This is a genomic window from Virgibacillus sp. NKC19-16 (assembly GCF_021560035.1).
GTDB classification, from domain to species: Bacteria; Bacillota; Bacilli; order Bacillales; family Amphibacillaceae; genus Virgibacillus_L; species Virgibacillus_L salidurans.
This window is the reverse complement of record NZ_CP074373.1, coordinates 1,195,886-1,218,578: the sequence shown is the minus strand read 5'-3', so window position 1 is coordinate 1,218,578 and position 22,693 is coordinate 1,195,886. Positions and strand designations below refer to the sequence as shown.

At 38.8% G+C, this 22,693-nt stretch carries 22 protein-coding genes, 1 other RNA gene and 1 pseudogene; all 24 read right to left on the bottom strand.

All coding sequences use genetic code 11. From position 1 onward, the window contains the following. Window positions 1-6: 6 nt before the first annotated feature. On the bottom strand, window positions 7-1,047 hold the full coding sequence (gene argC, locus KFZ58_RS06445; RefSeq protein ID WP_235793974.1) for an N-acetyl-gamma-glutamyl-phosphate reductase: 1,041 nt from the start codon (window positions 1,045-1,047) through the stop codon (window positions 7-9). 153 nt (window positions 1,048-1,200) lie between these two features. Next, window positions 1,201-1,644 carry a GtrA family protein gene (locus tag KFZ58_RS06440; RefSeq protein ID WP_235793973.1) on the bottom strand — a complete coding sequence of 148 codons (444 nt, stop codon included), beginning with the start codon at window positions 1,642-1,644 and terminating at the stop codon, window positions 1,201-1,203. A 45-nt stretch (window positions 1,645-1,689) separates the two neighbouring features. Then, window positions 1,690-2,829, bottom strand: a complete 1,140-nt coding sequence (locus KFZ58_RS06435; RefSeq protein ID WP_235793972.1) for a glycosyltransferase family 4 protein — start codon at window positions 2,827-2,829, stop codon at window positions 1,690-1,692. A 21-nt stretch (window positions 2,830-2,850) separates the two neighbouring features. Continuing rightward, window positions 2,851-3,999 (bottom strand): NAD-dependent epimerase/dehydratase family protein, encoded by a 1,149-nt coding sequence (locus KFZ58_RS06430; RefSeq protein WP_235793971.1) that lies wholly within the window; start codon window positions 3,997-3,999, stop codon window positions 2,851-2,853. A gap of 236 nt (window positions 4,000-4,235) precedes the next feature. Continuing rightward, window positions 4,236-5,192 (bottom strand): alpha/beta hydrolase, encoded by a 957-nt coding sequence (locus tag KFZ58_RS06425; RefSeq protein WP_235793970.1) that lies wholly within the window; start codon window positions 5,190-5,192, stop codon window positions 4,236-4,238. Between the two features lie 223 nt (window positions 5,193-5,415). Then, entirely contained in the window at window positions 5,416-6,537 is a 1,122-nt protein-coding gene (locus KFZ58_RS06420; protein ID WP_235793969.1) for an ABC transporter permease, read from the bottom strand. Next, window positions 6,534-7,799, bottom strand: coding sequence for an ABC transporter permease (locus KFZ58_RS06415; protein WP_235793968.1), 1,266 nt, complete (start codon window positions 7,797-7,799; stop codon window positions 6,534-6,536). The genes KFZ58_RS06420 and KFZ58_RS06415 overlap by 4 nt, the downstream gene beginning before the upstream one ends. Window positions 7,800-7,812: 13 nt before the next feature. Next, the gene (locus tag KFZ58_RS06410) at window positions 7,813-8,751 is read right to left on the bottom strand and encodes an ABC transporter ATP-binding protein (protein ID WP_235793967.1); all 939 of its coding nucleotides are present in this window, start codon (window positions 8,749-8,751) and stop codon (window positions 7,813-7,815) included. Window positions 8,752-8,977: 226 nt separating this feature from the next. Beyond that, window positions 8,978-9,619: a response regulator transcription factor gene (locus KFZ58_RS06405; protein WP_235793966.1), complete on the bottom strand. Its 642-nt coding sequence runs from the start codon at window positions 9,617-9,619 to the stop codon at window positions 8,978-8,980. A gap of 14 nt (window positions 9,620-9,633) precedes the next feature. Continuing rightward, the gene (locus KFZ58_RS06400; RefSeq protein ID WP_235793965.1) at window positions 9,634-10,641 is read right to left on the bottom strand and encodes a sensor histidine kinase; all 1,008 of its coding nucleotides are present in this window, start codon (window positions 10,639-10,641) and stop codon (window positions 9,634-9,636) included. An 882-nt stretch (window positions 10,642-11,523) separates the two neighbouring features. Beyond that, window positions 11,524-12,030 (bottom strand): DNA-deoxyinosine glycosylase, encoded by a 507-nt coding sequence (locus KFZ58_RS06395; protein WP_235793964.1) that lies wholly within the window; start codon window positions 12,028-12,030, stop codon window positions 11,524-11,526. A 190-nt stretch (window positions 12,031-12,220) separates the two neighbouring features. Next, the gene (locus KFZ58_RS06390) at window positions 12,221-12,784 is read right to left on the bottom strand and encodes a sugar O-acetyltransferase (protein WP_235793963.1); all 564 of its coding nucleotides are present in this window, start codon (window positions 12,782-12,784) and stop codon (window positions 12,221-12,223) included. A 153-nt stretch (window positions 12,785-12,937) separates the two neighbouring features. Further along, window positions 12,938-13,714, bottom strand: coding sequence for a GNAT family N-acetyltransferase (locus tag KFZ58_RS06385; RefSeq protein WP_235793962.1), 777 nt, complete (start codon window positions 13,712-13,714; stop codon window positions 12,938-12,940). A 30-nt stretch (window positions 13,715-13,744) separates the two neighbouring features. Next, window positions 13,745-13,885, bottom strand: a complete 141-nt coding sequence (locus KFZ58_RS06380) for a hypothetical protein (RefSeq protein ID WP_235793961.1) — start codon at window positions 13,883-13,885, stop codon at window positions 13,745-13,747. 63 nt (window positions 13,886-13,948) lie between these two features. Next, entirely contained in the window at window positions 13,949-14,338 is a 390-nt protein-coding gene (locus tag KFZ58_RS06375; protein ID WP_235793960.1) for a hypothetical protein, read from the bottom strand. Continuing rightward, on the bottom strand, window positions 14,335-15,309 hold the full coding sequence (locus KFZ58_RS06370; RefSeq protein ID WP_235793959.1) for a phosphotransferase: 975 nt from the start codon (window positions 15,307-15,309) through the stop codon (window positions 14,335-14,337). The genes KFZ58_RS06375 and KFZ58_RS06370 overlap by 4 nt, the downstream gene beginning before the upstream one ends. A gap of 575 nt (window positions 15,310-15,884) precedes the next feature. Further along, window positions 15,885-16,832: an alpha/beta hydrolase gene (locus tag KFZ58_RS06365; RefSeq protein ID WP_235793958.1), complete on the bottom strand. Its 948-nt coding sequence runs from the start codon at window positions 16,830-16,832 to the stop codon at window positions 15,885-15,887. Window positions 16,833-17,005: 173 nt separating this feature from the next. Then, window positions 17,006-17,374 (bottom strand): VOC family protein, encoded by a 369-nt coding sequence (locus KFZ58_RS06360; protein WP_235793957.1) that lies wholly within the window; start codon window positions 17,372-17,374, stop codon window positions 17,006-17,008. Between the two features lie 156 nt (window positions 17,375-17,530). Next, window positions 17,531-17,717, bottom strand: a non-coding RNA gene (ssrS, locus tag KFZ58_RS06355) — 6S RNA. 53 nt (window positions 17,718-17,770) lie between these two features. Continuing rightward, complete coding sequence (locus KFZ58_RS06350) at window positions 17,771-18,019, bottom strand: sigma-G-dependent sporulation-specific acid-soluble spore protein CsgA (RefSeq protein WP_235794686.1); 249 nt, start codon at window positions 18,017-18,019, stop codon at window positions 17,771-17,773. A gap of 12 nt (window positions 18,020-18,031) precedes the next feature. After that, window positions 18,032-18,178: a small, acid-soluble spore protein L gene (locus KFZ58_RS06345; RefSeq protein WP_235793956.1), complete on the bottom strand. Its 147-nt coding sequence runs from the start codon at window positions 18,176-18,178 to the stop codon at window positions 18,032-18,034. Window positions 18,179-18,279: 101 nt separating this feature from the next. Beyond that, window positions 18,280-21,768, bottom strand: a complete 3,489-nt coding sequence (locus tag KFZ58_RS06340; RefSeq protein ID WP_235793955.1) for a hypothetical protein — start codon at window positions 21,766-21,768, stop codon at window positions 18,280-18,282. A gap of 341 nt (window positions 21,769-22,109) precedes the next feature. Beyond that, window positions 22,110-22,175 (bottom strand): SEC-C metal-binding domain-containing protein, encoded by a 66-nt coding sequence (locus tag KFZ58_RS06335; RefSeq protein WP_235794685.1) that lies wholly within the window; start codon window positions 22,173-22,175, stop codon window positions 22,110-22,112. Between the two features lie 130 nt (window positions 22,176-22,305). After that, window positions 22,306-22,383: pseudogene (locus KFZ58_RS19335) on the bottom strand (SEC-C metal-binding domain-containing protein); the annotation flags it as partial. Between the last annotated feature and the right edge of the window lie 310 nt (window positions 22,384-22,693).

Below are 22,693 nucleotides of genomic sequence, written 5' to 3'. Positions count from 1 at the left end.
TCCTCCTCATGGGTATATTGGTAAAGTCTTTAAACTGTGCTGCTCATCCCAGCCATTCATTAAATTGGCGTTCTGAATTGCTTGGCCGGATGCCCCTTTTACTAGATTATCAATCGCCGAGACAATAATAAGCTGATTTGTTCGCCCGTCAACATGAAGCCCAATATCACAAAAATTACTTCCATAAACATCCTTCGTAGTTGGAAATTCACCTTTGTCTCTAATTCGGACAAAAGGATTGGATTGATAAAAAGTTTTATAGATATTAATCACTTCTTCTGTTGACGTGTCCCCTTGCAACGTGCCATACATCGTACAAATTAAGCCACGTGTCATTGGGATAAGATGCGCGCTGAATGTAGTAGAAATAGACTCGCCTGCAGCCGACGATAAATATTCGTCTATTTCAGGAATATGTTTATGTGCTCCAATTTTATAGGGCTGAACATTGTCATTCGTCTCTGAAAAATGCGTCATAGCTGTTGGTGTTTTCCCAGCACCTGAGACACCGGTTTTCCCGTCAATAATAATGGGATGTGCTGAAATAATTTTCTCCTTGAGTGCAGGAATGAGTCCAAGTAAGGCGGACGTTGGGTAGCAGCCGGGATTGGACACGACACTCGCTTCTTTTACCTGTTCACTGTAAATTTCTGATAGTCCATAGACCGCATTGTTCAATGTTTCTTGGGGTGCCGCTTCTCCTCCATACCAAGACAAGTACTCTTCCCTGGAGCTGATTCGCAAATCTCCTGATAGATCAATGCATTGTACCGGTGAGTCTTCCAGTTTAGGAATAAGTTCTTTCGATACACCAGCCGGCGTAGCAAAAAACACAATATCCACTTCTGTTTTTAAACGCTCAATCTCCAATTTTTCCAATGGATCATCCACAAAATCAACCAAATGCGGATAAATGGATGCAAGCTGCTCTCCGTGATGGGACCCAGAAATAATTTTCTTAAGATGCATATATTCATGGTTATGTAAGAGCCTGATTAACTCTAGTGCGCCATATCCCGTTCCACCGATAATTGCTACGTTTTTCAATGCTATCTTCCTTTCATGTCATTTCTAAATTAATAATTATTATAAGACTTCACGTATAGTTATGCAAGTATATTTATGAAAAAATATTTATATTTATGCAAAATAATGTATAAAAAACCAAAATCCTAGATGTAGGATTGGTTTTTATTTTACCTATTCTTTTTTTGTCTTTTTAAACACAAAATATTTAATCATAAAAAAACTTGAACAGAATGAAAGAAACATAGCTATACCCTTCGCCACATTATAGCGCAGCCAACCAGGCACGCCTAAGGCCACAAGTAAGGAATTAACCCCTAAGAACACAAGGTTATTTACACCAAGACTAACGATGGCTTGAATAATAAATGTAATTCGCTGACGTTTGCTTCCCTCAGCTGAATTCCGAAACGTAATGCTGGCATTCCAAAAATAGCTGTTTGCTACAGACAACGTATAAGCTATTGTATTATACAATACAAGCATGCTGCTGCCTTCCGTGTGGAATAATAGTAATAATAGATTTAATGTCCCAATATCAATGGCTGCATTTGCAACACCTATTACACTAAACTGCAAAAATTGAAATGGCCCTTTTTTCCTTTTATGCTGTCTCATGAAACCCCTCTGTTTGACCAAAATTATCCACACGGCAACAAGTAATTATGTTAATTTTGCCTTTTCATTATTTCCTTCTAAACCCGTTACTTCTTCATAAAAATGAAGCAATTGTTCAGATTGTCCTTCCCAGCCCATATCCAAAACGTCTTTATGTGCTGATTGAGCCAAACGCTTTCGTAAAGTTTCATCTTCAAACCGTCTTACAGTGGCTGTAAAGTCTTCCGGATTTTCAGGATCGTACAGCAAGCCATTATAATTATCCTCTATTTGTTCGCAAGTCGGCCCACTTTTAGCAGCAACCAGCGGAAGACCGGAAGCCATTGCCTCCATAATAACTAGACCAAGCGTTTCTGTAGTTGACGGGAAAACGAAGACATCGGAAGACGCGTATGCCTTAGCAAGCTGCTCTCCGTGCATATAACCGGTGAAGACAGTATTCGTTCCACTAAAATGCTTTTCAAGTGCCAAGCGATGAGGTCCGTCCCCTATGATAGCAAGAACAAACTCATCCGATTCCTCTAATACAGATTTAATCTTTTCAATTTCTTTTTCCGGAGCAAGTCGACCAACAAAAAGCAGCAACTTTTTCTCCGGATACCCGTCAGTCAATCGATCACGCATTTTGGTGTCATACTGATCCGGTGTAAATAAATCCGTATCGACACCGCGTTTCCAAACATGCACATTATGAAAACCTCGCTTCGTCAGCTCCTTTTGTACCGTTTGGGATGTTGAGAGATTTAACGCTGCCTTATTATGGAGTTTTCGAAAATACCACCAAATTAATCCTTTGAAAATGGAAAGATGGTAGTAATCCAAATATTTAGCTACATTCGTATGATAGGAAGCTACCATTGGATATCCTAACTTTTCTGCATAATAAACACCAGAAAGACCCAAAATAGCTGGATTAACGACATGAACGATATCTGGATCATATTCCTTCAGCAGCTTTTTCACTACGCTATTTGGAAGTGCAAATTGCTTGGAACGATAAAAAGGAAGGGTGCGCGCCGGCACACCGTCAATTTTTGCCCCTTCAAATTCATAAACGCCCAGATCCGGCGCAATAATACGGACGTCATGCCCTTCTTTCATTAAGTAACGTATACTTGCTGTTAGTCGTGTAACCACTCCATCCGTAGATGGCAGGAAAGTCTCCGTTATTATAGCAATTTTCAATCAAGACACTTCCCTTACTTTTTATTTCCATGAAACTGTTGGCAGTACATTTTCTTCTATTACCCGATCCTTGTGATGAAGTACAGTTTTAAGGATATCGCGGATCACCTCATCGGTCAGTAAGTTTGGTTCCAGCCCAAGATCTCTTAGTTTTGTATTTTCAGCATGGTAGAAGTGTTCTTCCTGTTCGACCCTTGGGTTTTCCAGATGAGCGATCGTTGTTTCGATTCCTTCTTCATTCGCTACTTTTTGTACCTTACCTGCAAGATCCAGTACAGAGAAGGCTTCAGTGAATTGGTTAAACACACGGAATTCCCCTTTATCAGCCGGATTCTCTGCTGCAATCTCAATACAACGGACTGTATCCTCAATGTTCAGGAAGCCGCGGGTTTGTCCGCCCTTACCATAAACGGTAAGATCATGTCCGGTAGCTGATTGAATAATAAAGCGATTTAGCGCTGTACCAAATACACCATCGTAATCCAATCGATTGGAAAGTACTGGATCCATTTGGGTTTCTTCTGTATCCAAGCCATAAACAACGCCTTGGTTTAAATCTGTAGCGCGAATACCCCATATTTTACATGCAAACATAATATTATGACTATCATGCACCTTGGAAAGATGGTAAAAAGAACCTGGCTGCTTCGGATATGGAAGCATGTCTTTTCTTCCTTTATGCTCTATTTCAATATACCCTTCTTCAATAGGAATATTCGGTGTTCCATATTCACCCATTGTACCTAATTTAATGAGATGACAATCCGGAACGAACTCTTTAATACCATAAAGAACATTTAAATTACCAATAACGTTGTTAGCCTGGGTGTATACAGCATGTTCCCTATCAATCATTGAATATGGTGCAGAACGCTGTTCAGCAAAGTGAGCGAAAGCATCCGGCTGCTCTTTTTTCAATACCTCACTTAGGAAATCATAATGATTTAAATCACCATCATACGTGCGAATTTCCCTGCCGGTTAGTTCTTTCCATTTAGACACACGTTCATCGAGGGTAGCAATTGGTGTTAACGAATTAGAATGCAGTTCATTATCATATTTCCTTCTAATCATATTATCAATAATGGCTACATCATGACCCTGTTTCGATAAATAAAGGGCAGTCGGCCAGCCGCAAAAGCCATCTCCGCCAGCTACTATAATCTTCATTTCATTACCTCCGCATTTAAATTAATTTAATCCATTCATTTTTACTATCTACTGCTTGATAAGTAGTGCCTTTATCTTAAAATATACAAGGCCAATAAACAAAACCTATTCCCATAAAAAATATCATGTTAGGATAAGTTTAGCAATTATTATCCTTGTTTATCTTTAATCTTAACATATCCTAAACATCTTTCTTCAAGGGAGGGCTTCCTGCCCTTGGCAGAAAACCCTCATTATTATTCCATATATTTGGCCAAAAATTCTTCCATTTTCTCCACATATCTATCTTTTTGTGTGACAAAAGCCTCTCCGTGACCGGCTCCGTTAAATGTGATTAGATCTGCTTCACTATTCGTGTTTTCATACAATTCCTGCGTCATCGCAGTTGGCACAAATGTGTCCGCATTACCGTGAATATATAAGATTGGGATATCTGTCTTCTGCACCTGATCGAGTGCTGAAGCTTCTGTCAGGGTATATCCTGCACGCATATTTGTTACAAGGCTTGTACTTGGTAACACAGGGAAGGCCGGTAGATGAAACATGCGATCCAGTTGATATTCAAATAAATCATACACGCTCGAATAAGGGCTATCTGCAACAATTGCTTTTACATTATCAGGTAAATCTTCCCCGCTTGCCATTAACACCGTTGCAGCTCCCATTGATACCCCGTGTAATACTATCTCCGTATCTGGACCCTGTTTTTCTATTATCAAATCTATCCAATCCGCATAGTCCAGACGATCATGCCAGCCAAAGCCGATATAATCCCCTTCACTATCTCCATGGCCACGCAAATCTGCTGTAAACACATTATAGCCCAGTTCTTCATAATAGTACTGACCATACAAGCCCATATCACTTGCGCCTCCGAGATACCCATGTGCTAATACAACCGTTTTATCTGTGGGCTCTTCGGCTTCTAAAAAATACCCTTGGAGGTTTAAGCCATCAAAAGATGTCATCTCGATTTGTTCGAAATCCTGATTTTGATTCCATTCACGCCAACCACCCTCTGTGAAAACATCCATCGCTTCTGCAGAAACATCTAAATCTGAATTTCCTACGAGGAAATCCTTTACATTACGTTCAATTGCTAAATTATAAAAATAAAAGCTTGCAATAATATCTATAACTAATAAAAAACTAAGAAGTCCTATTCCAATTTTTATCCATCGTTTCTTCTTCACATTGGCCCCCCCTCTCCAAAAAAACTCTTATTCTATTATACTAGAAAATATAGATGATGGAACCGTGTTTGTGATGGTATTTCTTTACATTGAAGTTTATGTGCTGATTAAAGATTCTTTGTAAATTAGATCACTGCTTTTGTGTTTTTTTCAATGAAGAACTATGTTTTCTGACAGATACAAGCAGAGCAAAAACTCCCCGAAACGGAGAGTTTTTCTTTTTTCAGATATGTCTTCTTTCCATTAAATGAATCCCAATGCCCATAAAGACAACACCCATTAATAGCAGTATACTAATTGGATAAAGAAGTTCTTCCAGCGAATAGCCGTATACTGCAATACCATTAAGGACTTCCATGCCATAGGTCAGCGGATTCAATTTGGACAAAGCAAGTAGAAATTCTGATTCCACAATTTCAATCGGCCAAAAAGCACCACTAATCATCGCCATACTTACCGCAATAATGGGTAATACTGCATTGAGTTGCTGTACATTTTTAACAATAGCCGTTATCAAAATGGACAGGGCAACAATCGCAAACACATATGGAATCAGAAGAAGCAGGGTTTCTGCAAATCTGTCGTTAAACTCAACGCCGACCCAATAACGGAAAATGAGAAAAATAATTAGTACCTGCAAATAGCCTTCAAAAAAACTGTAAACTAAATTAGCTGCATACATTTCCCATTTTCTTAAAGATGATAAGATCATCCGATCCCAGATCCCATCTTGTTTATCTGTTAAAATCGGCAATACATTATAACCAATCGTGTAGATCACGAAGAATAGTGTAAAGCCAAACAATCGATGGAATGTATTTTTATTCGTTGGCGTCTCAGCACTGCTAAAATTGCTTGACTGAATAGAAAAAACCGGAGATTCCATGGATGATTCTAATTCTTCCAATGCATTTTCGCTATCCGCTTCATTCGAGGATAGGGCATCCGCTGCTTCCAGAATTTGTTCCTGTTGCTGTTCCTTCTCATACGCTCCCCGAATCGTTTGTTCAACCATATCGGTATTCGGTGAGTCGACACCTACAATTATTTGAAAATTATTCTTTTGAAGAATCACGCCAAGCTCTGCCCTTCCATTCGAAACCTCTTCCACCAATTCGTCTTCAGTCATCCAATTAAACGTAAAAGCATCTGTTTCATCCAAAGCCTCTCCGATGGAAGAAGCGCTTACCCCCTCGTCCTCTGCAAACACAGGAACGCTGATGGTTGTCACCCCTCCAGATCCACCGATAATAAGGGCAAATCCAATGGACATTACTGTAAAAATAGAAAAAACAAAAGGGTTGCGGATAAACAGTTTTAATTTTGAAAGTAAAATTCCAATCATGCTGACGACCCCCTTTTCGGAAAACTTAACGCTGCGAGAATAATGGCCACCATTGCAAAAATAACCAGAAATAAGATATGGTTCCAAATTTCCGACATACCATCACCTCGTAAAATCGTTAAGTATGCTGACATTCCTGCTCCATTTGGGGTGAGATTTCCAATGGTCCGCAAAAACACAGATGAATCCCCGATTGGGAAGAAGCTCCCACCTAAAAAGGCCATAATTGTTACAATGATTCCAGAGAAAAAATTTGTTATCAATTCCGAATTAAACCGGTAGCTTATCGCTGTCAGCAACACGGCTATACCACCAACTGCAGTGGCAAAAGCCAATGTGACAGTGAAAAACGCCAGAAGATCAGGCCACGTTACTCCAAAAACTAGCCAAGCAAAACCGTAAACAATTAATAGATGGAGAAACCCAATAACCATAGCTGACAGTAAAACACCGACAAAATAAACCCAACGCGAGACATTTCCCAGGATGATACGATCAAACACATGAAGTTTCTTTTCAAGGAATGCGATCGAGCCAATGGTAGAAGCAATGAACAGCACATTCATCGCCGCCATCCCGACAGCATAGTACCCTTTTGACGTTACAGGATTACCTTGATTAATTGGCGTTATTTCACCTACAAACATGTCTTCATCCAGTGCAATTGCACGTTCGTCAATTCCATTTTTGCTTAAAAACGTTCCTAATGTGAGTTGTTCCTGGTATTGCTGCAAAATATCATTTACGATAGAAGTTCCAATTTGATGTTCTTCATTTTGTGAAACCTGTAATTCAGGCTGCGTCGGTTCATCAAGCACCATATATGCCAGCATGTCATATGTGAAATTTTCCGGAATTTCGATAATAGCAGTATAGGTGTTATCATCTACTAATTCAGCCAGTTCTGAAGGATCAGCCTCATGAAAATCAACCATCTCCTCCAAAGCCTCACTTCTAAGAACATCCTCTTTTAATATGCGTATAGGCATCAATCCGTCGATATTTGCTCCAATCTCTTCAACTGATTCAGGGGGTAATTCATCTTCTATTGATTCCACGAAACGATCAACTTGCTCTTCTTCGTCCTCATGCTCAATCACTGCAAGTTTCACATTAATTTCCGGACTTTCACCACTCATCATGCCACCGAGCGCAGTCCCAAGTATGGCTATCAGTATGATGGGAAGCCCAACCAGCAATAACAATTGTACAGGATTCCTAAGCAATAGCAGCACTTGTTTTTTTACGATTTGCCAGATCATTTAGATTTCACCCCTAATCCCTAAGTGCTCGCCCAGTGAGATGGAGAAAAACATCTTCAAGCGTAGGTGTTTTCACATCAATTGAACGAAGCTCAAGTTCGGCTTCTTCTGCCAACTTAATTAATCTCGGGAACATATTTATTTCTTTAGGCACCATGATGGTTACTGCTCCTTCATTTTCTTCTCTGAGCACCCTATTAACTGTTGGACTTTCTTCTAACTTATTTATAAAGCTGTCATTCAACCGATTTGTTTTGATGGAAATTGCTTTTTCCGCGGAAAGAATTTGTTTAATTTCCTCTTTTGTTCCGGCTGCGATCAAATTTCCATGATCCAGGATATAAATCCGATCACACAGATATTCCACCTCTTCCATGTAGTGACTCGTGTAAAGAACTGTCATTCGTCTTTCCATATTCAAACGTTTTACAGTTTCCAGAATATAATTTCGTGATTGCGGATCGATCCCGACCGCCGGTTCATCCATAATCATTAATTGCGGATCATGCAGCATGGCGACACCAATATTCAAACGACGTTTCATCCCGCCGGAAAATTTACTAACTACTTCCTTTCGCCGCTCGGTTAACCCAATCAGTTCCAAAACCTCATCTATTTTCCGTTTCAAAGCAGCTCCTTTTAACCGATATATCCTTCCGAAAAACTGCAGATTTTCTTCCGCTGTTAAATCGGTATATAACGCAATTTCCTGTGGCACCATTCCAACAACTTTTCGTAATGGCGCAGGATTTTTCAAAATGCTTTTGTTGTTAAATCGGACGTCCCCATTAGTTGGTTCAACCAAGGATGACATCATCGAAATAGCTGTTGATTTCCCAGCACCATTTGGTCCAAGCAAACCAACAATTTCTCCTTTTTCAATAAACATATTCAGATTTTTGACTGCTTCCTTTTGTTTGAATCTATTTGTAAGATCCACCAATTCAATCATTGCGCTCACCTCCTGTAATTATTAGTTTACATCATCAGTTATATTGATCATATTGCCCGAAGTCACTGAATCATTCCTTTTTCATGTGACTGAAGTCATTTTTTAAATATAAAACAAAGGCTATCTCTAAGTTTTCAGAGATAGCCTTCACGTTTTCTTTATCATTTTAATTGTCGTATCGCGTTGTTCAATGATTTTATTTTCAGGTACAACACGTTGAATCCTCTTAACCATCAGCTATATCATGTTTCACTGCATAAATTGCCAATTGTGTCCGATCACGTAAGCCCGTCTTCTGCAGGATTTGTGTTAAGTGATTTTTTACTGTACCAACAGATAAGTGAAGTTCCTTCGCTATTTCCTTATTCGTCCGCCCTTCACCGATCAGTTTTGTAATGGCAAATTCACGCGGTAAAAAAGGCACATCCTTCGCTGATTCACTTTTAGCACGGTGCAGCAGACGTGGCATCACCTTTGCAGCTACCTCATCATGGATGGTCATACCACCCTTCATACAACTGTACACCGCTTCAATCAATTGTTTGGATTCCGACGTTTTCAGCAAAAATCCATTTGCCCCTTCCTTCAGCGCTTCTACTGCGTATTCTTCATCATTAAATGTCGTCAATATCAAAATTTTAATATTCGGCCATTGTTGTTTAATCTTCCTTGTTGCTTCAATCCCGTTCATAACCGGCATTCTCACATCCATCATAATAAAATCGACCATATGCTTTTCCAGAATGGCTATTGCTTCTTCCCCGTTTTCTGCTTCATGAGAGACATTAATTTTCTCATCCTGTTCCAGAATTACCTTTAGACCTTGTCTGACAATTGCCTGATCCTCAACCAGCAGTACCCGCCACATAAAAAATTCACCCCTTAAGCATTTGGAATTGTCCCCGTGACTACAAACTGTTTATCTGTTTGATATACATCAAGATTTCCATTAACTTCCCCTACCCGCTTTTTCATATTTGTAAGACCGAACCCATACACAAACGGCTTTTCATCATGTATGGCATTTGTTATTTTAAAAGAAATAGCTTCCGTTGCTGATTTCCCTATAGTAACATGTACTTCCCTTGATTGTGCGTGTCGCATTGCGTTTGTTAATGCTTCCTGAATCACACGATACAGTACTACACTTTTCTCATTCGATAATTGTACAGACAAGATTCCCTGCTTTATAGTAAATTGTACGAGAATATTACTTTCCGCTTCTAGTTTCCGGATCAGATGGATCACTGTCGCAATTCCTTCATTATCTTCTGTTTTAAGTGCTTTCACCGCTTGCCTTGTCTCGTTCAGACTTTCTTCCGCCATTTCCTTTAATTTATCATAACCGGAATGCTTATTTTCAATCGCCAGCATCTCAAGCTTCATAATCAGCGCAGTCAATCGATGCCCAACAGAATCATGGATGTCCCTGGCAACTTTTGTACGTTCCTCCAACCTGGCATTCTGTTCTGCTGCCAGATTCATTCGTTTTAAAATCCTGTATTCTCCCAAAAGCTGATCATAAATCTCCCTTTGTTCGCTTCTTTCATCCACCATTTGATTCATCTTTAGTATCAAGAAGGAAAAGAAAAGACTGAGAATTATAAGTTCAAACATTTGTCCGCTCTTTATTGTGGTTAGCGTAAAAGAAAACACAAGATTAATGACTAAATAGACTGGCAGCAATTTACCCTTCATTTTCATGGCAGCATCCATTGTAATAAACAGCAGCAACAAAGTAGTTAGCGCTATTTCATCTAACAGAAAATAGCCATGCATAACGATAATTGATGATAAAATTACATACAGCGGAAATAATACTTTTCCAATAGATAACAGAAAATATATTCCGCTGGCTATCGCAAAAACAATAATGCTTAATGGTACCATTTCGCTATCTCGTAAGATTAACAGCAACCACAAAATGGAAAACACACTAAAGCGTAACCAAAAAAATTTCAACTCTAATCCCACTTCCTATGATTCTGAAAAATTTCTACAAAAGATTTAAGCATGTGTAACTGGACTTGTAATAAGGACTGATCCCTCTTCATATAACCAACCTCTTTTTTATAAACAATACCAAAGATAAGTACATTTGGAAATGTTCTATACCAAATATGAGCGTCACATCTATTTCAATCCGTGTATGTTTTTAGAATCCGAAGGAAAAATTTACGAACGTAGATTTTTATCCATATATGTGGGACGGGTAGTGTTAATACCAAGGTATTAGCATGGGAGGTCGTCATAACTAATACATATCAACTGTTTGCACTACTTTAGCCTTGATAAATCATCTTTTATATAGGAATATTTTACCATTTATTAATAATTTAAACTTTTCTTAATAATTTTGTTGTATAATAGAGAGGACGGGTCCTGCAAGGTGTGCTCAGGAAGAAAGCAGTAAAAGAGATGAACTTTTTACATGGCGGCTTAAATCCCCTAATGAAAGGGGCGTGAGCTTGTGATACCAATTGACAAAGTGCTTGAGTTAATGTTTTTATTTGCCACACTTGTCCTGTTAGTTGTGAACACCAGCCAAGAAAAAAAGTAATCATCCCGATCAGATACACCCGACCCTTGGACAATTACTTTTTTTCCTTTCCCTAGACGAAGCCGCCTAACTGATGCAAGGCACCGTCTGAGGTGGGTCGTAAGTTATCCCTTACGACTCACACTTTAACATTGTATTCTATTGGTCTCAAAAATACAACTGGTTTCACATTTTGGCATTGGTGAAATTATTAAGTATAAAGAAAGGCATCTCTAAGTCGTGACTTGTAAAATTTTACTCCATGCCTCTACTTTCCCTGCAAATGATTTCGTATATTTTCCAGGAATCGGGCTGGTTGATGGCATTTTCACGACATCCACTCCCTCTAGTTCATCGGCTGGAAAATTTCTTTTAAATGTTTGATAGGATTTCCCTCCATTACATGCAATTAATGTAATGGTTGGGTGCTCCTTTAATAATCCGACGATATCATTCGGTTCCTCTTCCCAAATATTTGAATCCAAACTCCCTTCCCTGTAGCACTTGCCTATCGAATCCCATAAAGCAATCCCATGTTGCTTTACAAATGCAATTCTTTGTTCATACTCATCAAGCGGATTCTGATCAAAAAGCTCATAGAGATCGCTCCAAAAATGGTTACGAGGGTTCCCGTAATATTCCTGTTTTTCAAGCGACATCCCACCAGGAATAGATCCAAGAATAAGCACCTTGGGATCTCTCGGTACAACAGGCGGAAATGAATTTATTTTTTCATCCATTAAAATCACTCCATGACTACATATACCCTAACATCAGAATACCTACACTCACAGTAAAGGATAATCCCCATTTACCCAAGGGTTATGCGAAAACATCAGTTGTTAATAATTTCAAACCATTTTGATTCCTATTCATTAGTCTATATATGTATTGAAGGAGCTAAATAATACTTAAAGTCACTATTGGCCTTCATTCTAACTCCAGTTCATTAATAACCTTAGCTGGGTTTCCACCTACAACCGTATTATTAGGTACATCCCTTGTTACGACAGCACCAGATCCAATCACTACATTATCCCCTACATGAATTCCAGGATTGATGATTGCACCACCACCAACCCATACATTGTCTCCGATGATAACCGGTTTTCCAGACTCTATTCCGGATTTTCGTATGTTCGGATTCAATGGATGTATCGCGGTATAAATATGTACACCTGGCGCAATGAAGCAGTTATTTCCGATCCTAATTTCACAGACGTCTAAAAAAACACAATTAAAATTCGAATAAAAATTCTCCCCAACATGAATGTTATAACCGTAATCACATCGGAAAGTTGGTTCAATAAAAACGTTTTCGCCAGTAGAGCCGAAAAGTTCTTTCAAAATTTGGCCCCGTTTCGTATTTTCGGTTTCTAGGGTTTGATTATATAATCTCGTTAATTTTTTTGCATGTAATTGTTCGGCTTGTAATTCTGAGTCAGCTGGATTATACCATTCGCCACTTATCATTTTTTGTTTTTCTGTTTTCAAATTTTCTTTCTCCTTGTCCATCTATGATGTCTCTTCTATTCCATTATTCTATACAATACTGGCTTCATTGTAAATAATTACGTAAAGACTCTCTTAATTCATTAAACCCAAGTCGAATTTTCTTTATACCAGCTTTCTTCAGCCTCTTTTCAACTAAAACCTTTTATACGTTATATAATACGTATCATACGCCCCATCCAAAACATATCCAAGCTTTTGTGCTAACTCAGCAGACTCCAAATTCGCCGCATCCCAACTAGGATATAATCCCCTGTCAAGACACTCCAAAATTAAAGCAGCAGCTGCTACAGTCGCTAAGCCTTTTCTTCTATGATTAGGATGTGTACCAATTTCTATCTCAATTCCTGTATCATAAATACTATAGGATGATGCGCCGCATGCAACTTTTCCATCATACACAACAGCATAGCCTAATCCTCTATTTAAATAATCATCGATAGAATCAAACTGCCCTGTGAAGTCCTTTGAAATCTCATGCAAAGAGGCTTCCTTTGCCAAGGATGCATCAATTCTTTTTAGTTCATGTCCTTCTGGCAGACCTGATAAAAATTTCCCAATATGATTACGATCCAGATCTTCAACATTCTTTTTGAAACTATATCGCTGTATTTTTTTAATTGAACCTTCGTGAATCGTTTCGATGCGTTTTTTCCATTCATTTGTATTGACAATTGCTAGAATGTTTTCAGGCAAATTATTCAATAATGCTTCAGCTTCTTTTGCATGAGGGTTACCAGCATAGAATACAAAATCTCCTAGTGAAATTTGGCAGGCGGTGGGGCTTTCAAGATCATCCACCCAAGCACTTCCCATATGCCCTTGAAGACATGAAAGAATAATGGTGTCATTCATACCATCAAACATAGGGAATAACTTTTTTCTTACATTAAGATCTGATTCATAAATCATGGATGCTCCTTCTTTCTACATTAATTAAACTTAATGCTCTTTCCTAGCTAATTTTCGATTCCTTACAATACTATAAATACCAATTCCCAGAAAAAACAATGTTAGTATCACAAATAAAATTCCGTAACCTGCATCATTATTACCGAAATTATTAAAAGCATAAATAGCCATATTCAGCGCACTTAGAAACAGCCCTATTATAATTAGGGGTTGAACCCTGATTTTTGTCATACCTCACCTTTCCCTTTTGTTATTTAACTCATAAAAACGTTTTTTCACCGTTTCACTTAATGTCCGCATCCTCCTGATAACCGCATCCATATCCATCTCGTCCCGAATGAATAAAACCCACCAGAGCCCAACATACACTAAACAAAGCGTAATCAATACTGCCCATAAATCTCCATTTCCCAGTTGAGAAAAAAGGTATCCCAATCCATTCATGTCTGTTGTGTGCTGCGCACGGAATAATAATCCAACGATGGGGACCAGCAGTGAAACGATAATGCATGCATAAGCCCAATATATTAATTTGCCTCGAAAACAACTATAAATCGCACTGATTAAGGTTAACAACAGAAACAAATAATATATAACCCAAACCCAATTTGGCAATGTACTCACCTCTTTATTTCACGTATCATATCCGTCTTGACCTGCAATACGAATAACTCCAAGGACTGCTTATTTAACCAATTCGTTCCCCATACATCATCATTTTGCAGCATTGTGCCGAGTAGCCAAAATCTTCGTGCAGTGATAAATAGTGGTAAACTATCAACATCGTCTTTTGCCAATCTCCGTTGGGACGAATAGCCATTTAGAAGCCCATCCCAGCATTCTTCTTCCCGCTCGCCATAATTCGTAAGCAAGTTCCACCAAGATACCGCAACATCATATGCCCTGAATCCTATTGCCCCGCAATCAAAATCAAAGACCTCGACTCTACCTTTATTCATATGCATATTACGGCTATGAAAATCACCATGACAGAAGCCTGTTTCCAATTTTTTATTATTCAGTCCTGTCTTGAGGTTTTCTACAATCTCCTGAATATCCCCTTCTACTTCTTTGCCTAAGAACTTGCGAATAACCGGCAAAATAAGGGAAGTTGGTTCATCCAATAAATGATTCAGGTTTAATTCAAATCCGCGACTGCGCTCAGAATGAAAATCATCGGTAACATGATGCAAGTCCCCCAGTACTTCTCCAATTAATTTTGCGTTCTCTGCATTAATCGAAGGTCTCACGCCCTTTGAATACGTAAACAACACGCCATAACGCAGTCCTTCAGGCGCATCTATTTCACATACATAAGTACCATCACGTTTTGCGATCGGATAAGAAGCTGGATACTTTTTTTCATGTAAATGGTGCAGTGCATCCAATTCAAACGCAATAGTCTCTTCACTTCTCCATCCATGGCGGTAAACTCTGAAAATATATTGCTTTCTTGGTGTGATGATCAGATAGGTGTCATTTAAACCTCTTGTTAAAAACCTGCAGTGGCTTATAGGCCCTAAATTATAGCCTTCTAATAATCCTATGATTGATATTTCATCTATTAATGTATGTTTTACGCTTATGTTTGCCATTTTGTCCTCCATGTTGTAAAAACCCCTATTATTAAGATTCGCCATAAGTGGCTATCTTCCTGCTATGATTTCAGTATTTTTTAGCTAAAAAACACCCCTAATTCATGATAACAGAAAGAAGGGGATGTTTTGGTGCTGCTATGTTTTAAAATATTTAACCCATTTTATGCCCCTTTTCTACACCTATAATCGATTATAATTATAGAAAGGGGGCAAAAATGGTTATGTTAATTAATAGGAATTTCCTGTAAACGGAATGATCATTAATCTTCATCCAGTTTATATTATATGTGTTGTATTAAACACATCTAATATGAGTCCATCAAATTTAGGATGCAAATGGAGAAAGCACACTTGAATCGAAAGTGGAAGCGTCTAAACCGGGAGACAACACGTTCAAATCGGGAGAGCTAGCATCCAAGCCGGGAGACAGCATGTTCGAATCGGGAGAGCTAGCGTCTAAACCGGGAGACAGCGCATTCAAATCGGGAGAACCAACATCCGAAATGGGAGACAGCACGTCCAAAACGGTAGACAAAAACTGCTACCCTATAAAGTAACAGTTTTCAAACAACCTATTCCCCCAACACACCATCTATAAAATCCTGCAACCGCTCCTGAAATTCTGCAGTCGCAACCGTATGGGCATCCGTGTGTCCGGCATCAGGAACAATCCATAGTTCCTTTTCACCACCAGCTGCCGCGTATAGTTTATCGGCCATTTCCGTTGGGACAAGTTCATCTTCCGCGCCGTGAATAATGAATAATGGACGCGTGTTATCTTTCACCTGATCGATCGCAGAGGCTTCTTCAAAGGTGTAACCTGCTCTCACCTTTGTCATCACACTTGTTACATCAAGCAACGGAAAAGCTGGAAGATTATATAAATGGTTCAGCTGATGCGTTAATTCTTCCTTAGCCGTCGTGTACCCGCTATCTGCTACAATTCCTTTCACCTCATCAGTAAGGTCTTCCCCACTCGCCATTAAAACAAGAGCAGCGCCCATTGAATTCCCATGGAGAAATATGTCTTCAGCCCCATGGTTATCGACCAACATTTCGGCCCATTGTTGATAATCGAGTCGACCATGCCAGCCAAATCCGATATAGTCACCTTCACTTTCCCCGTGTCCACGGGCGTCCGGCATTAATACATCAAACCCTTGATCATAATAAAATTTCACCAGTTCATCCATATCCTCTTTCACCCCGCGAAACCCGTGAGCAAGAATAACAGCTTTACCGGTTGATACTTCATTATCCAAATAAATTGCTTTTAATGTTAAATCATCATATGAAGTCTGCTCAACGACTTGTTTACCCTGCACCCCGAACCATTCCTCAGCTTCTTCTATGATCGATTGATCCTGCTCGCTGGCAACCGTCTCAACTTCTTCACTATGTAATTCAACCTCATTCCCCCGCTGTACAGCTTCCCCATAAAAATAATTCGTTACCAGAAAAACTGCAACAAGAAGTAGGCTTGCAATAATCCCGGAAATAAGTAGTATTCTTTTTTTCAATTTACACCCCCCTTAATTTTTATTCATTTTCTTGATCCCTTATTACAGGGCTGTTTTCTAAAGATTTTTATTTTCAATTTTACAATATATTTTCATATTAGAAATAAAAAATGAGGCTAATACTCAAGTACAGCCCCAGATCCTCCTATACATACGCTCAAATTGTTCTATAATTACACCCACTCTAGAAACTCAATCCGATTACCAAATGGATCATTTACATAAAAGCGATTCGCTCCAGGTAGACGATCATCAACCCGAAAGTCAACATTTTTCGCAGCCAAGTGCTCCTTCATTCCTTCCAAATTCTTCACATGAAAAGCAGGATGAGCTCTTTTAGCAGACGTAAACGGGTCATCTGATCCAATATGTACATGTACATTCCCGGAACGAAACCACACTCCGCCTTCATCCCGCAATGTATCAGGTTTGTCTATTTCCTCAAAGCCTAATATATCCCGGAAAAATGCTCGTGCTTCATCTTCACTATCTACAGGTGCTGCAAGCCGCACATGATCAATTGATTCAAAGTAGAAATTCATAATATCCAGCTCCTTATATCGTATGATCTAATCATATCAATAACAACCCGAGGAGTATAATACATTTTAAATATCGCTTTTTTAAAGTTTTACTTATATCAACCAAATACTAAAAGACCAGCCTCCAAAAGAAGCTGGTCCCTATCATTTATAAAGTTACAGGCCACAATTGCCGTATTTAATATAAAAAGTTTTAAACCACCACTTCTCCAAGTGGGTGTTTGCAAAAACATTCCTGTCTTCCGCTACACATTGACGGCCCGACATTCCAATTTTTATATAAAACTCCCTATTCATCTGTTAGAGGTTAAAACTTATTTGAATACGCACATCGTAGCTTGTAAATACATTATATACCCGGGGCAAAGAAATTTCAATGGAAAATTCTCCTATTTATCAAAATAATAATTCGAAGACCTCCGTTAATTCTTTTGTCCGAACATCATCCCGAGCATTCCTAGCGTAATTAAGCTCACTTTCCAGAACATCATGTAAATACGCCATTTCCTCTTCACTTAAATCTCTAGCAAACATCTCTTCGTTCTCGTATTTATTGGCTTCCATTTTCCTGACAATTTGTTGGCACATATCACTTTCCATATGATTGGACAGTGATTCACGTAAATAATCTAGTGTATAATCGATTAGGTTCACCTTCTATATTTTCGTATTCTTCTTTTTTGCCCGTTGCTCAAGCTGGGATTTGGCTTGCTGATCCGCTATATCTTCGGACAAGCCCTGAGGATTTAAACTTGAATCGTTCACTTTTTGCTTGCTCCGATTCGTATTATTCTTTTTAGCCACTAAGACCACCTCCAGTAATTAGTGTTACAAAAATTTATGATTATATGCCCTAATTACTCTCCTACTACCAATTAAAGAACTGGGATGAAGAATGCTATCCCTCAGTCCCAGTTCTTTATTTTTTGAACAATTTTTTTGTTAATTATAGTGATAAGTGTTTCTTTGCCTTTTGTTGTTTTCTGTTTATACCATTCATTATAACTGGCGACTGTGATTAATATGGAACCGGCAATGAGGAGGTATGCCCACCATGGCATTGCTCCCCAGAATGGTCTTGTCTGCAGAAAGAGATTCAAGAGTAATACTCCCGCTCCCACAAAAAAGAATGATTTTTGTTTGGAATACATGCCGCCAATCATGGACGTGAGTGATAGTGTTCCTACAATAATGGCGTCATAAACCGTGTTACTTGCCAATCCATCCTGAACGAGGAATAGTGCCACAATCACCAAAATAGTCCATTGCATATAATTCATATTTTTTTGATGTTCTTCACCAGCAAGCCTTTTTATTAAGCTCGCCATCGCAATCCACGGCAGCACATAAAATTCGCGTTCCAGCAACGCAGGCAACTGAATAAATTCCAGCATAGAATAATACGGTTCAAATAAATAGCCGATCGCAATTACTACAACCCATTTACCTTCAACAAAATAAAGACGGTTCCTCTGTAAAAATAATGCAAGCGCTACGAAAATTCCCGGAAATATTTGTTCCCAAAGTACCCAGCCTGAATGGACATACATAAATCCAAGCGCAACAAACCCTGCTATCGTGTACCAGTCAAGCTGAGGAAGATTATTCTCATTCTCCTTATACACTGTAGAATACACGAACATCCCGGCACTGAAGAAAATGACCGCGAGTATCATAAAAAATAAGTAATCGGTTCCCGGATAATAATCGGCGATTTTCATAAATGCCGTAAATACAAGAATCAATGGAAATACATTTAAAATATCCCACTTTTTCACATGCAATAATCTGATGATCATTCCTGTGTATAAAAGGGTTACAATAAGCATGGTTAAATCAAATGGTTGCGAGAATGTAAAATTATAAGCACCGATAAAAGAAAATGGAAGTATATAATAAATCATTCTATTTTTCCATACTTGCTTGCTGGCATACCAAACAGTCATTAAAAGAATACTTGTTGCCAACCAAGCGTAATTCAGCTGATCCCCCATGTTCAGGTTCAGCATCACGTGGATAATCAGCATCCACAGCGATGTAAAGCCTGCATATAGGAATACCTTGATTTTCCATTCTTTTTTTGCATACAAAACGCTCAGACCATAAACAATAACAGCCAATGCCGCTGACCATACAGCTATTTCTCCATAAAACAGAGAAATTAACAGGGCAAACGGGTAATAGATATGACCCAACCACCAGAAAACATTTGTTAATTTCAGGTCATATTTCCTTAAAATCAGTCCGACCACAAATAACAGAAAAGCACCAAACGGCAATTGAAGTGAAGAAACGAAGGAAGAACGAATCATCATACCTTCAGCGTGAAGTGCAAACAGTGTTGTAAGATAAAATACTAAAGATACACTGCTTATGACATAGCGAAATGTTGCGGCTTTCGTTTTCTGGTACAAAAAGTATGCCATGATAATACCGCCAAATACGATTACTGCGCGTAATGTCGGATTAAAATCAAACTTAGAAAAATGCATCGTTAACAGCAAACCTGTAAAATAAAACCCCTGCGACACATAAAATGCATAATTTTTGTATTTTTCCCTTTTAACATAATGCCAGATAACTGTCATGACAAGAAGGACGATGCTTGCTGATACAAGTGCCAACGGTTCAAAAGGTCCGAATTCCGCAAATTCCATATTCCCAGTTACGTTTGCCGCATAAAACAGGGTGATGGAAAATCCCAGTGAGAGCGGCTGTAACCACGTAGTAAAGTTGGTATTCTTAGCAAAGTCTCTCAATTCAAACCGATCCATAGCAACAGCAACAATGCTGATAAACAAAAGCATGATTCCTGCCTGACCATAATCAAGAGCAACTAGCCGAATAAGCAAGCATAGCCCCATCACAACCATGGCGATATCCCGTGCACTTGTTTTGATAGCCTTTAAGAAAGAAGTGATCGTAACACTTCCAAATGTAATATAAAAAGCAAAGCCAACAAAAAACATAGGTAAAACAAGGGAATCATATGGAAAGAAAGTTTCACCAATCCTTACTGTTTCAAAGGAAGCGGTCATTAGGAAAATGGAACTCAAATAAGAAAAGAAAACATTTTTTTCTTTTGCCAGATTGGACAAATAGACAAAGTTACCGGCGATCAGCAGGTAAGCAATAACCAGGATGACGGACGGATCATCCATACGAACGACCATCCCCTGCAAGGTAATATAAATAAATGCCAGTCCGGATATAACAGCACTTGTGTATCGAAACACCTGCGTGATACCATGCTTATCTTCCATGAATTTCGGTATTGCCAGAAAGAAAAACCCGAGTAAAGCGTATGCAATAGGACCTATATGATGTAATGCTGAAAATTCAATGACCTGAAATGCACCATAAACAAGCATAGCACTGAAGACAAAGTTATATTCTCTATGGTTTGTTGCATAAATCATCGCAAAATATATCGCTGCAGTCAGGATCAGATTAAATCCGTGAAACACGTCACTGCTGTAAAAAACAAGCATCAGCATCGTGGATAAAATCAAATTCCCCTGCATGTAAACGACAAATTCTTTGGTAAACAGATTCCATTTATTATTTTTACGGAGAAAGTAATAACTTGCAATAAGCAAACTGTTAAACAGCATGATTCCCAAATAAAAACCGTCTACCGGTAAATGGAACAATAAGATGAAAAATCCAGCAAACAGCGTTAACGTAATATTGGAAAACCAGACAAACAACCTTGCCTGTAAGTTGGCAGCCAGAAATAAATAAACAGGAAGCAGTATCAGACTGCCGATTGCGCCATATAAAAATCGTCCTTCACCGTAAATCGATAAGTAAGAACCCAACTGTTCATAAAACCCGATAGATATGTATACGATCGGCAAAAACAGGCCCCCCAAAACATAAAAGGCAAATGCTGTTTTTGTTATATGAAGAATGCGATTCGTAAATATTGCCAAACCAAAAAACAAAACGGCAACAAAGGCAATCATTCCTGTTTTCATCCAATGTGACAACATATCCCACGTACTTGTGGCCAGTACGGTTCCGCCGATCAAAAGTAAAATAACACCAATTGCTAAAGACCATGTAATATTTCGTTCGCGGATTTCCTGGGCAGAGAGCCGCCGCTTGGTTGGAGGAACATCTTGTCTAACAGCAGGACTCTCTTTTTCATACGTTGTATCATCTGAAAGTTGTGTTTGAAAAGCAGATCGTTTATCATCTTCCGGTTTGTCTTCATGATCATTTACCTGTGGTATTTCGGATAATGACGGATAGAAATTTTCATAATAACGCTTATAACCCTGGAGCATTTTGTTATAAGTCTCATATGAAATATAGCTCCCTTTTTTAAGATTTTCCAACTCTTCCTCCATCAGTTCTTTTTTCTCCTGATCGGTCATCCGATCTTTCAATAAAAACACCTCTTTCCTATAGGGACAGGTGGACTATCCCAGAATGACCGGGATGAGGAACCTGCCCTCAGTGTCACCGCCTTAACATTCAAATTATTCGTTAACTTATTATACCAAATTGAATTTTACGATGAAACTTTTTATTCTATATTGGGTATCTTTTAAAAATGTAGAGGGTCTTTTAGATTGGGGATTCACGGGAATAACACGTGCAACATTAATAAGAGAGAATGGTTGTTATCCATTTCCCTCCTTTGCTGCTTGTAGGTTTATTGTAAACGAACAGATTAATAGATGTTTATCTTGAAACTTTTTGCTGGATCAAGTCTATGGCAAAATTCCTATTTGCCACAGCACTTTTTATACTTTTTGCCACTTCCGCATGGACATGGATCATTCCTGCCCACCTTCACTGACTTTTTACTCTCATTTTTTTTGGACGCTGGTAAAGGCTGCAGCGCTTTTTTCTCCTGCTCAAATAACTCTATAGATGTTTATCTTGAAACTTTTTGCTGGATCAAGTCTATGGCAAAATTCCTATTTGCCACAGCACTTTTTATACTTTTTGCCACTTCCGCATGGACATGGATCATTCCTGCCCACCTTCACTGACTTTTTACTCTCATTTTTTTTGGACGCTGGTAAAGGCTGCAGCGCTTTTTTCTCCTGCTCAAATAACTCTGATGATGTATATCCTTTGAGAAACCATTCCCTCGTGTTATTCATCAGTTCAACGACCTTATCCATTACAGCTTGAACTTTTTCCGTACTATTAAACTCAAATGTTTGACTCAAGAATCCCATTACTTCATTGGGTCCATCACCGATCCTTGTTGCATAAACGCATTCTTCTGCGATACCGTCCGCTTCCGCTTTGGTTATGTCAAAGTTTTTCGTTAGGTAGCTGACTAATTTCATATAGCTG

Bases quoted from the DNA above. Each gene is read 5' to 3' on its own strand.
- KFZ58_RS06360 (WP_235793957.1), bottom strand. From the start codon at position 17,374: ATGAATTTCTACTTTGAATCAATTGATCATGTGCGGCTTGCAGCACCT.
- KFZ58_RS06405 (WP_235793966.1), bottom strand. From the start codon at position 9,619: ATGTGGCGGGTACTGCTGGTTGAGGATCAGGCAATTGTCAGACAAGGT.
- KFZ58_RS06430 (WP_235793971.1), bottom strand. From the start codon at position 3,999: ATGAAGATTATAGTAGCTGGCGGAGATGGCTTTTGCGGCTGGCCGACT.
- KFZ58_RS06410 (WP_235793967.1), bottom strand. From the start codon at position 8,751: ATGATTGAATTGGTGGATCTTACAAATAGATTCAAACAAAAGGAAGCA.
- KFZ58_RS06420 (WP_235793969.1), bottom strand. From the start codon at position 6,537: ATGATTGGAATTTTACTTTCAAAATTAAAACTGTTTATCCGCAACCCT.
- KFZ58_RS06370 (WP_235793959.1), bottom strand. From the start codon at position 15,309: ATGGCAAACATAAGCGTAAAACATACATTAATAGATGAAATATCAATC.
- KFZ58_RS06395 (WP_235793964.1), bottom strand. From the start codon at position 12,030: ATGGATGAAAAAATAAATTCATTTCCGCCTGTTGTACCGAGAGATCCC.
- KFZ58_RS06380 (WP_235793961.1), bottom strand. From the start codon at position 13,885: ATGGCTATTTATGCTTTTAATAATTTCGGTAATAATGATGCAGGTTAC.
- KFZ58_RS06385 (WP_235793962.1), bottom strand. From the start codon at position 13,714: ATGATTTATGAATCAGATCTTAATGTAAGAAAAAAGTTATTCCCTATG.
- KFZ58_RS06400 (WP_235793965.1), bottom strand. From the start codon at position 10,641: ATGGTACCATTAAGCATTATTGTTTTTGCGATAGCCAGCGGAATATAT.
- KFZ58_RS06415 (WP_235793968.1), bottom strand. From the start codon at position 7,799: ATGATCTGGCAAATCGTAAAAAAACAAGTGCTGCTATTGCTTAGGAAT.
- KFZ58_RS06440 (WP_235793973.1), bottom strand. From the start codon at position 1,644: ATGAGACAGCATAAAAGGAAAAAAGGGCCATTTCAATTTTTGCAGTTT.